Origin of the sequence: Vibrio sp. 1CM2L (genome assembly GCF_023161695.1) — a bacterium.
Classification (GTDB): Bacteria; Pseudomonadota; Gammaproteobacteria; order Enterobacterales; family Vibrionaceae; genus Vibrio; species Vibrio coralliirubri.
The window spans coordinates 21,230-35,733 of the sequence record NZ_JALNTT010000002.1 but is presented as its reverse complement, the minus strand read 5'-3'; the positions used below and the strand labels follow the sequence as shown (position 1 = coordinate 35,733).

11 protein-coding genes are annotated in these 14,504 nt (G+C 44.0%); 1 reads left to right on the top strand and 10 read right to left on the bottom strand.

Features of this window, described 5'->3' with window-relative positions; all coding sequences use genetic code 11:
* Positions 1-4: 4 nt before the first annotated feature.
* The 10 genes from tssF to tssI form a co-directional block, all read right to left on the bottom strand.
* Positions 5-1,756: a type VI secretion system baseplate subunit TssF gene (gene tssF / locus MSG34_RS05485; protein ID WP_248336560.1), complete on the bottom strand. Its 1,752-nt coding sequence runs from the start codon at positions 1,754-1,756 to the stop codon at positions 5-7.
* On the bottom strand, positions 1,749-2,171 hold the full coding sequence (tssE, locus tag MSG34_RS05480) for a type VI secretion system baseplate subunit TssE (RefSeq protein ID WP_048606902.1): 423 nt from the start codon (positions 2,169-2,171) through the stop codon (positions 1,749-1,751). The genes tssF and tssE overlap by 8 nt, the downstream gene beginning before the upstream one ends.
* The gene (locus MSG34_RS05475; protein ID WP_248336558.1) at positions 2,171-3,565 is read right to left on the bottom strand and encodes a type VI secretion system contractile sheath large subunit; all 1,395 of its coding nucleotides are present in this window, start codon (positions 3,563-3,565) and stop codon (positions 2,171-2,173) included. Before MSG34_RS05475 ends, tssE begins: the two co-directional genes overlap by 1 nt.
* A gap of 38 nt (positions 3,566-3,603) precedes the next feature.
* A complete protein-coding gene (gene tssC / locus MSG34_RS05470) occupies positions 3,604-5,082 on the bottom strand; it encodes a type VI secretion system contractile sheath large subunit (protein WP_048606898.1) in 1,479 nt (492 codons plus the stop codon).
* On the bottom strand, positions 5,082-5,585 hold the full coding sequence (tssB, locus tag MSG34_RS05465; protein WP_009846607.1) for a type VI secretion system contractile sheath small subunit: 504 nt from the start codon (positions 5,583-5,585) through the stop codon (positions 5,082-5,084). Before tssB ends, tssC begins: the two co-directional genes overlap by 1 nt.
* A 19-nt stretch (positions 5,586-5,604) precedes the next feature.
* Positions 5,605-6,126: a type VI secretion system tube protein Hcp gene (locus MSG34_RS05460; protein WP_017110736.1), complete on the bottom strand. Its 522-nt coding sequence runs from the start codon at positions 6,124-6,126 to the stop codon at positions 5,605-5,607.
* A gap of 32 nt (positions 6,127-6,158) precedes the next feature.
* On the bottom strand, positions 6,159-7,619 hold the full coding sequence (locus tag MSG34_RS05455; protein ID WP_248336556.1) for a type VI secretion system ImpA family N-terminal domain-containing protein: 1,461 nt from the start codon (positions 7,617-7,619) through the stop codon (positions 6,159-6,161).
* A gap of 219 nt (positions 7,620-7,838) precedes the next feature.
* Positions 7,839-8,138 (bottom strand): PAAR domain-containing protein, encoded by a 300-nt coding sequence (locus MSG34_RS05450; protein WP_248336554.1) that lies wholly within the window; start codon positions 8,136-8,138, stop codon positions 7,839-7,841.
* Positions 8,139-8,147: 9 nt separating this feature from the next.
* The gene (locus MSG34_RS05445; protein WP_048606891.1) at positions 8,148-8,708 is read right to left on the bottom strand and encodes a hypothetical protein; all 561 of its coding nucleotides are present in this window, start codon (positions 8,706-8,708) and stop codon (positions 8,148-8,150) included.
* A 60-nt stretch (positions 8,709-8,768) separates the two neighbouring features.
* Positions 8,769-10,751, bottom strand: a complete 1,983-nt coding sequence (tssI, locus tag MSG34_RS05440; RefSeq protein ID WP_248336552.1) for a type VI secretion system tip protein TssI/VgrG — start codon at positions 10,749-10,751, stop codon at positions 8,769-8,771.
* 372 nt (positions 10,752-11,123) lie between these two features.
* Between tssI and MSG34_RS05435 the strand changes: the two genes are divergently transcribed.
* A complete protein-coding gene (locus tag MSG34_RS05435) occupies positions 11,124-14,297 on the top strand; it encodes an HD domain-containing phosphohydrolase (protein ID WP_248336549.1) in 3,174 nt (1,057 codons plus the stop codon).
* Positions 14,298-14,504: the final 207 nt, after the last annotated feature.

Genomic DNA, 14,504 nt, shown 5'->3' with positions numbered 1-14,504 from the left:
TGAGTTATAAGCACAATTGACTACCGTGAATCTTAGGATATTTTTTAACGACACCATCTCGTCCGTAGATTCGGATCTTGAGTTGGATATATCGATCAAAGCTACAAAACTGTTGGAAGAAGCGATTCAACACATCGGCAAATGCCAAGTAGGGTGAGGTTGCATCGAGTGTGAGTTCGATCTCGGTTCCTGGAGAGAATACATTTTTGCCCAGAACGCGAATCGCAGACACTTGAGAGTTAAACGTGATCGAGTGAATCATTTGAATTTCAGCGCTCGATACTTGTTCTCGACTGCACAAACTCAACATATGCTTGAGGTCAGCAACCGGATTACTAGACTGCACCAGTGATGAAAAGTTGGTGTTCAGTAAGCTAATGAATTCCCAATGGATATTTTGGTCGACTTCCTTTGTTATGGGGGCCGAAGGCGGATAAATAGGTGAAAACTCACCGGGCAAATCAATACTCTCTAGGCATTCCAGAGTGCCGCTTACGCCACACGCTTGCTTGCCATTTGTGCACAGTAAATGAGTACCAAGTAGCTTGCTAAATTCAGCTTCTGGCGCTTCAGATAGTGAGATTGCGATGCTCATTTCACCAAAGTGATTGTGTTTACTTTGCCAGTAGTCATATTGCTGATTGTGGGTGTATTTCTCTTTAAAAAGAGGAACTAACGGTATTTCACCGTTAGGTGTGATTTCGTACACCTTCTGAATTTCGATGATTTCGATATTGTTGTCGCTATGCGCGTCGGCATTCACAGGAACTGAAAGGGTTCTGTGATCGTACGCAATAGGCTCGCCTGTTTGCTCAAACAAGTTAATCGCTGGCATTACGTTTAACTTAAAAACATCTTTATTGAATAGGCGGATAAATTCGGACGGCAATGACGACATGAACAAGTTAATGATGATTTCTGACTCATCAAATTGGCCTGCATAATCCGCAAAGTTCTTAAGCCTAAAGAACTGTCGCTTCTCTTTGAAAAAGAAAAACTCGTTAATCAGTTGGTAGCCCGTGAATTGATTACCATGCTCAGGTAAAAACTTGAACTCGAGATCGCTGATTCGATTTTTAAGCTGGTGGCTGTCAATGGTGACATGTCGAGCGCATTCGTTGTCTGAGATAGAAATCGCTAAGGTGTTATTGAGAAGAAGCTCGACTAGAGAGTCCGCATTGTTTTCAAACCCTTTAACGAAAAAGTCGAGGTCATTCAGTTCTAAGTGGCTGAAATGCACTTCGGGGTCGCCAGTGTTCAGTGAGATCTGAACGACCGCTGAGCTTTGATTCGCCGATTTGGGTCTATTGAAGCTAAACGGGGCGCTTAGCGCATTGATGTTACCTAAGCTAAACGGCGCTATTTTGAGTTCATCAACCGTTCTAAATAGACATTCGTTTTTGGTGTTTGTGCTTGAGAAAAGCGAACCCTTTGGCAAAGTACTCGATTCAATCGGGCCTTCTTCTGCGAGTAACTCAAGATAAGCAACGCTAGGAACGGTTTGTATATAAGAAGGATAGAGCACACCTAGTATACCTTCGATGACTTCAGGTAACTGCTCTGATAGTTTCTTTTCTACCTTAGCATTCAATAGTGCGACGCCATCTAATAGACGAGCCATGCTAGGGTCTTCAATCTTCCCCTGATGAATATTGAGCTTCTCAGCGTGCGTCGGGTATTCCTGACCGAACTGACCTAATGAACGGCGCACAAAAGCCAGTTCTTGCTCGAAGTAACGCATAATAGGTTCAGTCATAGTTATCTTCTTCTAATGAGGTGGTTAGGTCACTTAATGCGATCTTGGAGTCAAAAATAAGGTCTTGTTCGCCATGACTTGTCTTAACCTTGGCGATGATGTTGAACGACAGTGAGTTGTCACCCTCTTTGCGCTCTCCAAGCTCTACGGAGATGTCATGAAGTCGGGGTTCAAAGCTTTTAATCCACGTTTCAATACGTAGAGTCAGCTGCGTTTTTTCAAGAGTGGCGCTCAGTAATTGAATATCTTCGATACCAAACTTTAAGTTCGAGCGGTTGACTTCTATCAGTCGGTTATCGATATCTGTTAATGATGCCTCTGCTTCAAGGAGCTTGGTGAGATGGAACTTAATGTCTTCAATCTCCGCATCCTGATAGGGCTTTGAATCACTGATAAAGGTCTTCCAAAAACTCATTACGCCACCTCATTTAGGTCGGTGGTCAGCACTACTTCACCACTGAAGTAATCAAATTGGTATTGAGGAACAATACGCAGAGTACAAGCGAAGCTGCCAGCTTGAGAACTTGACTCCGTCACGCTCACTTTGGCAAAGCTCAGTGGGTACTTGGATAAGGTTTCCTCATTGGCAAATGAAACGTTACTCGAGAACTTTTCAATCCAATGGGTCAAAAACAGCTCACACTCGGTCGCGTTGTTGAAGCTGCCGATCATCTCTCTTACTTGAACTTTTAGGTAATGAGCAATTCGGCAAGACATCAGTGTGGTTTGAATCTGCGTGAGCACTTTGTCATTGTCGTTTTGCCCGCACTGCCAAATTGAGTTGTTACCATTGAAGTAAAACTTGTCGGTCAAAGGGCTCTTCGCTAATGGGATAAAGCCGCTTTGAGCGTAGAAGTTCGACAGTTGGCCGAACAAGCTGATATCCGTCACCGGTTTCTGCAGATGGCTGTCGAAATAGTGATTGCTTGGTAGGTTAACGACGGCACCTTGCAGCTTGTCGTTCCAACGGGATTTTAGGAAGCCAAACCAGTTCACGCGGTGAAACTCTCGCATGATAGTGGTAGCCAGTACCATATTGGCTAATCCCCAAGCCCCTTGACCTTGCTCGTTGTAAATGAAGCCAGCTCGTCGATTCTTGTATGCGTTTCTCAGACGGACTTGTGGTAGCGCCATGCCAATAAAGCGAGAGCTCGGTTTATTGCGTAAGTCTTGCCACGCTTTAAAGTCGGGGCCGGAAAGGATCTTATTGATACGTTCGACATCAGACAACCAATCGGCACCGCTTTCACCAAAGAAGGTTGATACGGGAGAAAACAGCATAGGGCAGAGTGTTGCTTCGCCTAATTTTCCTAACAGCTCTACGGTAAACAGATCGTCGTAGTCGGCATCAAAATCGATGTCCATCGAGATAGGGTGGCTAAAGGTGATGCAACCAAAAGGGTGACCACCTAAGGTATTCAGTTCGTTATTGCCGATCTTGTTATACAAGTCGCTGGATTTGGTGGAATAGGCTTGATTGACGTCGCTAGAGATCTCCGCCCAGTTCATATCGAGCAGTTTTACATGCGCTCTTTGGTAACTGACGGGTAGGGAAACAAGCTGCTGAAGACTTAACCAGTTACGTTCCAGTTTTTGAAACTCTGGTTCATGGAGGACTTCATCAAGCTGTAAACTGAGTTTGGAATCGATTGTTGATATAAGTGTAGATATCAATGAAATTAGTGAGGATTTAGAGCTTAAGGAGTGTTTGTCTAGCTCAGATAACAGAGATAAAGCCTCTTTCATAAAGGTATTATCTGTGTCATCTAATTGATTGAATTTGTTTTGCCATTCTGTATTTAACTTCATACAAAATTTTTGGCCGGATTGCTCCGGCCAAATCCATATTAGCCTGGAATCTTAGCAACCATTCGAACTGAAGTCGTCAGTTCTTCAAGTTGTAACCAAGGTCTTAGATGAGCGACAGCTGAGTATGCGCCTGGCTTACCCGGTTGCTCGACCACTTCAATGCGAGATTCACAAAGAGGGGTTTTTGCACGTTGCTCATTACCAATAGCACCCGCGTTGGTGTATTGGTCGATCCATAGTTGCAGCTCTCGTTTGATATCCGGAGCTTCAAGATTCGAGCCTAACTTGTCGCGACCCATTACTTTCAGGTAGTGGGCGATACGGCTACTTGCCATGATGTAAGGCAGACGAGCTGAAATTGCCGCGTTTGCTGTTGCATCTGGGTCAGTGAAGGTTTTAGGCTTCTGAGTTGTTTGACCACCGATGAACACAGCGTAGTTAGAGCTTTTGTAGTGAACTAAAGGAAGGAAACCAAGGTCAGAAAGCTCTTTTTCACGCTCATCCGTTAGGTTAACTTCTGTTGGACACTGCTGAAGTAGGTCGCCCGCTTCAGACTTGTACGTTAGGTTTGGAAGGTTCTCGACCTTACCGCCGTTATCAAGGCCACGAATAGACGTACACCAACCTGAAGCCGTGTAAGCTTGAGTCATTTTAAGACCCAGATCATACGCTGCATTAGACCAAACTAATTGATCATTGCTGGTTGGCTTAGGATTACCATCCATATCAGTACCAAGCTCTTCATAAGCGAAGACATCCGTACTCAAACCTTTGTCACCATAAGGTAGGCGAGCAAGAGTTCTTGGCAGTGTCAGGGTTACGTAGCGAGCATCATCACTCTCACGGAATGAATTCCACGCAGCGTAAGCCGGAGAGTCGAAACCTGCAGCAACAGGCTTGCCCTCAGAGAATGTTTGGAAGTCATTAAACTCGAACATCTCAGCATTGGCTGCAGCAACGAATGGCGCGTGACACGCTGCAGCGACTTCACCCATGTAGCGAAGTAGAGCAACATCTTCATCTTTCGCACTGAACTCGTAATCACCGATGAATGTGCCGTAAGGTTCACCACCCGCGGTACCAAACTCACCTTGGTAAACCGCATTGAATAACGGGCTACGGTCAATCGCTGGCGCATCTTCAAATTGATCAAGCAGCTCTTCTTGAGTGTAATCGACCATTTTGATCTTTAGATCACGACCAAGTTCGCTCTCTTTAACGAGTTTTTGTAGGCCACGCCAAGAGCCTTCAAGCTTCTGTAAGTCTTTTTGTTGCATGACTTCAGATAACTGTTGAGATAGCTTTTTGTCTATCTCTGAGATTGCGTTTTCAATTGTTTTTGTAACGTTCTTATCCCACGTCACGGTGCCAGAAAGAGCTTGTTCTGTAAGTACAGAAAACAGTTCTTTTGTCGTGTCTGCAGGAGTTTGAGTGGTTGCTTCAATCGCACGGTCTAGGAAGCTCAGTGAGCCTTCCGCTGCTTCCGGTTGCGCTTGATTCTCAGTTTCAGTACTCATTACTCAGCTCCTTCTTCTTTAATGCCAAGCTCATCAGAAAGAGCATTAATCGTATCTGCACTTTGTAGAACTTCTTTAAGCAGCTTTTCTAGATCGCGGGAACGATCGGCTTTAGAAAGAAGTACCTTCAGTTGGTTACGGGTTTCGACGAGTTTTTTCAGCGGTTCAACCTGTTCGATAATTGCTTCAGGTTCGAAATCTTTCATCGAGTCAAACTTAAGGCTCGCTTCAAACTGGCTGTCATCACCGGCAAGTACATTGTCTACTTTTAGGGATAATTCAGGGCCAACACGCTTCATAACAGTATCGAAGTTGTCTTTATCAACGTTATAGAAGGTACGATCTTCCACTTCTTCTTTGTCTTGCTTATGGCCTGAGTAGTCACCAATAACCCCAACAACAAAAGGGAGCTCTTTGGTTTCTACAGCGCCATTAGTCTCAACGTCATAGGTAATACTTACGCGGTTCTTACTTACGCGTTTATGTTGGGAATTTAGTGCCACGGTAACTCTCCTTGTTTAATTACTTAGCAGTTGAAGTAACTTTAGCTGTAGTAGCGTCGAAGCCAACCTCAGGGCCTTTCTCGATCTTACCGCCGTCTGCTTCAATGTAGTAAGCCTTAGAAATTTCTGTGTAGGTTAGGCTGAAAGACTCGCTTGGAAGTGAACCGTCTGTGCCAGACATGTTGTAGCTAGACATACGAGCCATCTTAAGCGTTAGAATCAGATATGGATCAGCACCAGAACCTTCACGGTTTGGTTTTGTCATAACGATTTCAACAGTGCGACCTTCTGGACCCGGCGCATATAAGAAAGTGGTTAGATGAGGTGTTGCACCATCACAGCCACGAGTCATGTTGACTTCACCAAGAGCAACCATACCTTGGTCCGCATTGTTTGCATTACCTACATCAATACCAACACCACGTACTGCACTCCAAGAAACGCTATCAAGTGCAAAGAATCCATCTTTACCCCCGATCTTTTCTACCGTTGCTGCACCTTTTGGTGTCGTACCATCAATTCTCATAAAAATAGAAGCCATTACTTTCTCCTTGCTCAACGCATTAATGTGCTTTACCACTCAAAATCTTGCAGGCTGCTCGATGATGAGTTGGAAGTCGGTTCAGATGTTTGGTTTTTATCTGTCGTACTATTTGAACTATCAGGAACTGGCGATACTGCCGCTGGCTCTTCAATAGTCGGTGTTGCTACCGGAGTTCTCTCCGGAGCGGAAGTCATTACTGGAACGGATTTTCCTGACAAATCGGTTTTGTCTAGGTTGTCCATTCCTGTCATTTGATTGATTTGGGCGATGACACTTTCATTGCCAACCATTTCTTGGAGTAACTCTGGGAAGCTCATATAGCCCCAACGAATTGAACGTTCGAGTAAGAATGCAATAGGGCTATGAGGTTCTGTTTCTTTAAAGTACTCAGCTATTTTTCTAATTTCTTGAAACGCATGATCGCGATTAACAATGCCGTTAATGCTCGAGACGTTTTGAACAATCGTTTGAGTCTGGTTTTGAGGGGCAAGGTTGCTTAGTGCTTGGCTGTCACTAGCCACGCTTCCGTTACCTTGATTTACCGGGTTACTTGACCCTGAGTTTTGGCTTGTTTCCGTGGTTAGACTCGAGTCATTCTGGGGAGCACTAGCTTGCATAGGTGCCGAGTGTGTCGAATCGTCTTGTTGAGGTGCTTCTGTTGAATTTTGGATAACGTGGAAGTTGTCATCCAACGGCCAAGGAGTGAATTTTTCTCCAACAAGGAAATGAATCGCTTTAATTAAGTCACGTACGTTTGTCTTAATGAAGTTGAAGCTGATTACGGTCGCACCAACAGCTTGGCATTTTTCAGCTAATTTTTTCTCTGCAATCTCTAATTCACTAAAAATACTCGCAAGTAGATAGAGCGTTTCTGAAACACTTCCATCAAATGAGCCTAATGCTGATTCTTTTAGCTCTGCGATATTGCCCTTACGCTCAGCAGTGAGGTAATCACCAAAAGTAACGCCTGCACAAAAATCAAGCATTTGAAAAGGAATATAAACGGAGCTCGAATCAACAGATTCACCAACGAGTTGAAGTAGGGGTTTAGTTTTAAATTCAGTGATTTCCTTTGCTTTCCCTGCATCGTCAGAAGCTTTGAGTTTAGCTTCCGGAAGCATAGGGTTTAGCGTATCCCAAAATTGGTCGATGAAAAGGTTTAAAGCCGGGATAGCATTAGCAAGGTTATGAAATGGTTGAGAAGTAAAAAGTTGGCTCGTGATGTACCAACCTAGTATCTCTAAGTCTTTAGACTGTGAAGTCAGCGTTTCCTCTGAAATCTTTCTTAATTCAGCCCAGTTGTCTGTATTGGCATCGACGATAGCGGGATCAGACGATGCATCAGGCGTTTCAACCAACTGTCGAAATGAGGATTGAGCGCTATTGTAAACGTTTCTCAAACTGCGATAGGCACTTCGATCTAACTTCAAATAAGAGCCTGAAGGCTCTTCATCCGAGATTGGAACAAGTAGGCGAGCGATTTCTGTCATATACATCCTGTAAAAATCTATTGTTATCCTGATCGCACCAAAGTGTCATATTAGATACATAATCCTTATGCTTCGTAAACACTTGTTAACATTTATTAATTCTAGAGCTTTTTCGTGAAAAGTCTCATGCAAAATAGATATTTACTCAAAACTTTGAACTTCATCTAAGAAAGTGGACCGATGTCACGGTTTTTTGAAACCTCATGAAAAGTAAGGTATTTAGCCTCCAATCATCACAGTTGGCATACCTAGAACAATCGTACCGCCGTGGCTGGTTGTATCTCCCATGCGTGCTGCTGGTTTACTCATTATGAGCACAGTGGCACTGCCTTTGATGATGCTATCTGGAGACCCGACACATACGCACATGTCCCCAAGCGTCGCGGCTGGCATATTGCCAATGAGAACTGTTGGTACTCCGGGCCCACTGATTGGCCCACCTACGTGAGGGATCGGCGGAACAGCGGGTGTCTGCATTGGGCAAACGTGCATGTCAGTTAATCGTGCGGCTAACGTCATCAGTAACTCCTATGCTTTACTGCCTTTGGCAAGCTCAAGAGCAATACCAATAGATTTCTTATAGTACTCGTCGGTTTTATCCCAATTGGGCAGTGCTGCGGAGTGGTTTATCGCGCCTGCTACCGCTTTCGAATACAGAAAAGGGTCTGGGAGTACATTGGGTAAATCAGGTGCCACAATGCTGCCAGAACCGTTCCAAAATACGGCTTGGGCTAACCAAGAAGGCCCGCAATTTAATTTGAGCTTATTAGAGAATAGTTCACTCTTGCGCCTTTGCTCTTCTGATGGCGATTTGACCCAAGCTTTGGCTGTGGAAATACATTGTTTTTGCATGGCAGACCAGACATCATTTCTCGCATCGAGCGTGTGCGCGCCCCACCAAATGGCTTCTCGAACCGGTAGTCCGTGAGCCAGAAACTGAACCAAATCGAAATAGAGCTCGTTTTCCAACAACGCTTCAATGGAGTCATCAATATTGAGTTCTTCATCGATCAGCGCTTGAGCTTCATCAGAGCTTGAGAACCTATCGAGTAACTGTCGGCCTGTCTGATACGGAATCTTTTTATACATGTTTTCGTTCTACCTAAATTTGTACTGCGGCGTGGTTTAAGTGTTGGCGATTTAAATTCGCTAATTCACCTTAACAATCGCACCTTTTAATTCACCCATCACGCCACCATCGAAAGTGCCTTTTAGGCCGGATTTAAACTCGGCACTTAGTGAACCTTCAGCTGAGAGGGTGGTATTGGCTTTAATCGCGACACTGAGCCCTTTAATGCTATTGGAGCTGGTTGCTTCTAAAGCTGTCGTCATACCGGAGATCTTGTTTGCAGATGTAGCCTTGCTGGTCACGTTCATCCCTTCGAGATTGAGTGCACTGCTGGCTTTAATATCAATGTTGCTGGCTTCGATACTGATTGAAGACGAAGACATGGTGATCTTACTTGAACCAACGGTCAGCTCTATCTTGTCATCGGCTTCAAGTGAAATGGATTTGCCTTTTTCACTGATCGCTTTATCCGAGCTAAGCGTGTAGTTATCTTCTGTTGAAACGGTCACTTGCTTGGTGGTTTTCTGAATCAGCTCACCTTTGATCGTCTCCGTCAGGTTGTTCTCGACCTCTTTGGTGAAGTCTTTGGTCGCGTGCATGTACAAAAGCTCATTGTCTTTCTTGTCATCGAAATAGAGCTCATTCGCCAATCCACTCAACTTAGTGCTAATGCCTGTTTTTGTGGTGTTCGCCTCTTTGTAAGGTGGCGGATTTTTACTGTTATAAACGCTTCCTGTGATAATCGGTTGGTCAGGGTCGCCATTAATGAAGCTGACTAATACCTCTTGTCCGACTCTTGGAATAAACTGAGCACCGTAACCGCTGCCTGCCATCATCTGAGCGACACGCACATAGCAACTTGTTTTGTCGCCAGAGGCTTCGGTATCCCAATGAAATTGAATACGCACGCGGCCTTGATCGTCTTGATTGATTTCACCTGCCGTACTGCCTGCGACAATCGCACTTTGCAAACCGTGGATTTTGGCTTTGTCTCTCGGTGACGGGTAATTAGGAATCGACGTATCGAGTAGGGTAAGTTTGGTCTCACAGTGATTATCTGTGTTGTATCGAATGTGAAGTTCTGTGACCAGATAATCGCCGAGTTGAGACTTATCTAAATGGGAAGATAATGAGAACCAAGTGCCTAATTCAAATGAATCGTGTTGAGCTTCGGCTTCAACGGTTTGATAACTTTGTTCAAGCTGCTCTATTCGCCTTTTGACTAGGTTGCTAGCGAGATCTTCCATCCCACCAGTGATACCAAGGTTAGGGTAAAACTGCTTGGTCAATTTGGTATTGTTGGCGATCTTATGGCTGGATTTCTTCTCTTTACTGCTCACCAATTTGGTTTGTGAGTAGTCGTAGTTGGTTAGCTCAATGCTAGCACCATGAAATTGCCCCTGTGGCATCCATTTGTTGATTAATGGATTGCTGCCTGATGGGACCTCAATCATGTCTAGCTTGCCAGCATCCGATTTTTGAAAGGGGCTTTGCGCATCTTGCAGCATCATTAGATGGTCGGAATCGCTGTGTTGGAAAAAGTAGTGAACGCCTTCTTCTGCAAGCAATCGGGTTACGAAATCAAAGTCGCTTTCATCGTATTGAACGCAATATTCGCGTTTAGACGAAGGCATGGTGCCCGTCTTATATGAGCCACTGAAGCCAGCTTGGGTCAATACGTCTGAAACGATGTCTTTCGTTGATTGGTTTTGATAAACGCGGAAAGAGTGGGTGTGCTTCAGTAACCAGAACCAAGGTCTTAGAGTGACGCGGTAACTAGAGTACTGCAGGTTACCGTCCATACCCAGTAATTGAACCTGGGTAACAATACCGTTGAATACTCGCGTAGCGGTCAAATTATCGGTGTCATTAACGAAGCGGGTGATAGAGAGCTTTTGCCCCAATTGATCATCGATGACAAAGTTTTTTGAGATGATGGTTAGTTCGATTTTAAAAGGCTTCGATAAGTACTCAGAAATAGCAAAATCGCTGACTGCATGCTCGTTGCTTTTAGAATCTTTTGCCACAATAGTGCTGGCAGAAGGGGAGAAATTATCCGTCATAGGCTCGCCTGATAATGCTCGAAGATGTTCTGACATAAGGTTATGTCGATACTAACGAACTGACTTAATGTTAAAATTTTATATCTAAATTTATAGCATAAAGTAAATAATATAATAAGCCTGACAATAAAGGCGTGAGGTGTTTCCATTTTATGAAAACTAATACCATTAAATTAATTATGGTAATTGGCAGCTGATTTATATTGTTAAATGTCATTTAAATACAATGATATTGCGACGTAGAAGGGGATATAGGGAGATCTTGAATAATATATAGAATAATGTGTTGCTAGAGATAGTATGCCGTAGTAATAATATAAATATTGCTAGCATTTTACATTTCTGGGCTAGTGGTTATTCAAGGATAGAATAATGGCAAACACAAAAATCTCGTTGCGGTTTACCGTTGGAGGGATGTTTTTACTTGCGACAGTGCTGACGGCGATCGTCGCGGTTTCACTTCAATACTACTTCAGTAAGAAAATGGCGACTGAGCATACCTTGTCGAAGTTGACCATGGTATCTCAGGATTTAAGCGACTATATCGGCAACGTCGATTCAGATGCGATAAATACCGCTCGCTTACTCTCTTCAGTGCATCGCTCTATTAGTCATCAAATCTCTCGCGAAGAGTCGCGTGGGATTCTCTCAGAAGCGATAAAAGATAACCCTCTTTTTTACAGTATTTATATAGGCTCTTCTAACGAACGCTTCTTCCAAATTATCAATCTGGAATCTTCTCCTTTTGTTAGAGAAAAAATTGGTGCCGATCGCTCAGACCGTTGGGTGGTGATCGAGATAAGCGACAGGGAAGCAGGTCGTATCCGCACGACTAAGTATTACGACCTTGAGTTTAACCTCAGAGACTCAAAGACTGAGCCAAGCAATTACTTTCCCACGACACGACCTTGGTATGTTTCCGCGAATACTGAGACAGTTGAAAAAACACAGCCTTATCTTTTCCAACACCTTCAGATCACGGGACAAACTTATTCCTTAGCTTTTGAATCAAAGGCCGTTGGTGACACGCAACATGTAATCGGCATTGATATCGTGTTGTCTTCGTTAGCGAGTAAGTTATCTGCGAGTGCGTTAGGTTTAGATGAAGACAGTCAGGTTGAGTCATTTCTGTACTCTAAATCGGGCAATATCATTGCGTCTAATCGAGACACTGAAGCGAAACATGCACTCCCTCAGACAAGTAAAATCGATTGGTCTGCTCAGCAACAAGCTGTCATTGAGAACACGCCTCCTTTGTTACTCTCTAACCAAAGCGATTGGGGGCCAATGGATTTTGCAGTATCCGGACAGCCACACGGTTATGCGATTGATCTTCTGAAAATGATCAGTGAAATGAGTGGCGTTAAATTCGAGTTTGTTAATGGCTTTTCGTGGGCAGAGCTAACGGGCAAGTTTCATGAGGGTAGCATCGATGGTTTGCACTCTATTCAGAATTACGAAAGCAACGGAGTAAAAGGCTTATATACGGATGCTATCTACGAGTTGCCTTTCTCTGTTGTAACACGAGAAAACGCACAAACCGTCTCAAACTACGGAGATCTCAGCGGCAAAAAGGTGGCGATTTTATCTGGGTGGTCGGTTATTCCTCAACTCAGAAAAGACTTCCCAAATATTGAGCTTGTTGAGTTTCCAAGTATGGAATTGGCATTTGATGCTGTTGATCGTGGTGAGAGCTTTGCAGTACTCGACGCTAAGCCTGTGTTGGAATTCTCTTTGGACAAATTTTTCCATGCAAGATTGAAAGTTAATGAAGTGCTGTTGGATCTCAAAGCTAATTACCCAAACCAATTCCACATTGTGTTGCAGAACAAACATCAGCAGCTATTACCAATCCTAAATCAAGCCATTCGCGCACTCACTGATGAACAGAAAGCAGTGTTGTCACAAAAATGGTTCAATCATCATGCTCTCAATACAGGCACAACCATTCCTTACACTGAACTCTATGAACGTACTGCGACCGCTACTACCGAAGGCGAAATGGTTAAAATTGTGCTCAATGGAGAACCTAAGCGTCTGTATCTGAAAAAGATTGAAACGGGCGAGCACTACTCTGAATATTTTGCCGTAGCGATACCGGAAGCGGAAATCTACAGCGCGGTAAACAAACGAGTTGCTACGTCTATTGGTGTGACGGTGCTACTTATGAGCCTAACCTTGCCAGTAGCTTGGATCTTTGGTGCGCCTATTGTTCGACCGATCCGTCAACTGAAAGCCGAAACGCAAAAAATTAGGCAGCGTGATTACGACAATGTGTCAGTGCTTAATACGCGAATCAAAGAGGTGTGGGAGCTGTCTGTGGCGGTGAAAGGCATGGCTGCAGAGATTAAGCAGCATGAACAGACACAAGAGGCGTTTGTAGAGTCTTTTATCAAGCTTATCGCCCAAGCTATCGATGATAAATCCGCTTATACGGCAGGGCACTGTAATCGTGTACCAGAACTCGGCTTGATGTTGGCTGACGCGGCTGAGAAATCACAGTCCGATCATTTCAAAGATTTTGAGTTTAAAAATGATGATGAACGTCGTGAGTTCAGAATTGCGGCTTGGCTTCACGATTGTGGCAAGATCACGACACCTGAACACATCGTCGATAAAGGTACGAAGCTAGAAGCGAACTACAACCGAATTCACGAGGTGAGAACTCGATTTGAAGTACTTTGGCGTGATGCGGAAATTACTGCTTTGAGAAAGCAACTTGAAGGTACGCTATCAACGCAGCAGATAACCGATGAGCTTGTGGCAACCAAACAACAGCTACAAGATGACTTTGCTTTTATCGCGACATCGAACGTTGGTGGTGAATTCATGAGTGATGACAAAGTCGCTCGCATTCGCTTGATAGCTGAGACGACTTGGACACGTAACTTTGATGATCAACTTGGTTTATCGCCGGTAGAGGCGTTAAATCGAGAACCGAGTTCGAGCTTACCTGCGACAGAGCCACTGTTAAGTGATAAAGCAGAGCATATAGTGAAAAGAGATAGACCGTTAGAGTTTGACCCGAAACATCAAATCAAAATGGATGTACCTGAGCACTTATACAACCTAGGCGAAGTCTACAATCTGAGTATTGCACGCGGCACGTTAACCGCTGAAGATAGATTCAAGATAAACGAGCACATGCTTGGCACGATTAAGATGCTTGAGAATCTGCCATTCCCGAAAGAGCTAAGCCGTGTTCCACGCTATGCTTCGACGCACCATGAAACACTCAAAGGTACGGGATACCCAAGGAAACTGACTGGTGATGACCTTTCAATCCCAGAACGTATTCTAGTTATCTCCGATATTTTTGAGGCGTTAACCGCTGCGGATAGGCCTTATAAGAAGGCGAAGCCAATCAGTGTTGCTGTCGACATCATGTACAAAATGGCGTTGGACGAGCATCTCGATATCGAACTGTTTAGATTGTTCTTAACCAGCGGTACTCACCTGCGTTATGCAGAAGAGTATCTCAAACCGGAACAAATTGATTTCGTTGATATCAACAAATACCTAGAAGTTACTCGTCAGATAGCTTGATTAAAGGTTGGCTTGTTAGAACGGGTTCGATGAATGAAAGGCGCACATGAGTGCGCCTTTTTTATATCTGTTTATCGGTGAGTAAGTGGATAGACACAACGGGATCTGCGTGTGACAAGTTCAGCGATAAGTTGTCGACACATCGATTTCAAATGATTTTAGGGTAGTTATCGGGTTAGTGGTTGTTAATCTATTTAAAGTTATAAA

What these genes read in the sequence shown, in the direction of transcription:
- tssC (WP_048606898.1), bottom strand. Translation starts at nt 5,082, where the DNA reads ATGAGTACTGAAACTGAGAATCAAGCGCAACCGGAAGCAGCGGAAGGC.
- MSG34_RS05475 (WP_248336558.1), bottom strand. Translation starts at nt 3,565, where the DNA reads ATGAAGTTAAATACAGAATGGCAAAACAAATTCAATCAATTAGATGAC.
- tssF (WP_248336560.1), bottom strand. Translation starts at nt 1,756, where the DNA reads ATGACTGAACCTATTATGCGTTACTTCGAGCAAGAACTGGCTTTTGTG.
- tssE (WP_048606902.1), bottom strand. Translation starts at nt 2,171, where the DNA reads ATGAGTTTTTGGAAGACCTTTATCAGTGATTCAAAGCCCTATCAGGAT.
- MSG34_RS05455 (WP_248336556.1), bottom strand. Translation starts at nt 7,619, where the DNA reads ATGACAGAAATCGCTCGCCTACTTGTTCCAATCTCGGATGAAGAGCCT.
- MSG34_RS05435 (WP_248336549.1), top strand. Translation starts at nt 11,124, where the DNA reads ATGGCAAACACAAAAATCTCGTTGCGGTTTACCGTTGGAGGGATGTTT.
- MSG34_RS05445 (WP_048606891.1), bottom strand. Translation starts at nt 8,708, where the DNA reads ATGTATAAAAAGATTCCGTATCAGACAGGCCGACAGTTACTCGATAGG.
- MSG34_RS05450 (WP_248336554.1), bottom strand. Translation starts at nt 8,138, where the DNA reads ATGACGTTAGCCGCACGATTAACTGACATGCACGTTTGCCCAATGCAG.
- MSG34_RS05460 (WP_017110736.1), bottom strand. Translation starts at nt 6,126, where the DNA reads ATGGCTTCTATTTTTATGAGAATTGATGGTACGACACCAAAAGGTGCA.
- tssI (WP_248336552.1), bottom strand. Translation starts at nt 10,751, where the DNA reads ATGACGGATAATTTCTCCCCTTCTGCCAGCACTATTGTGGCAAAAGAT.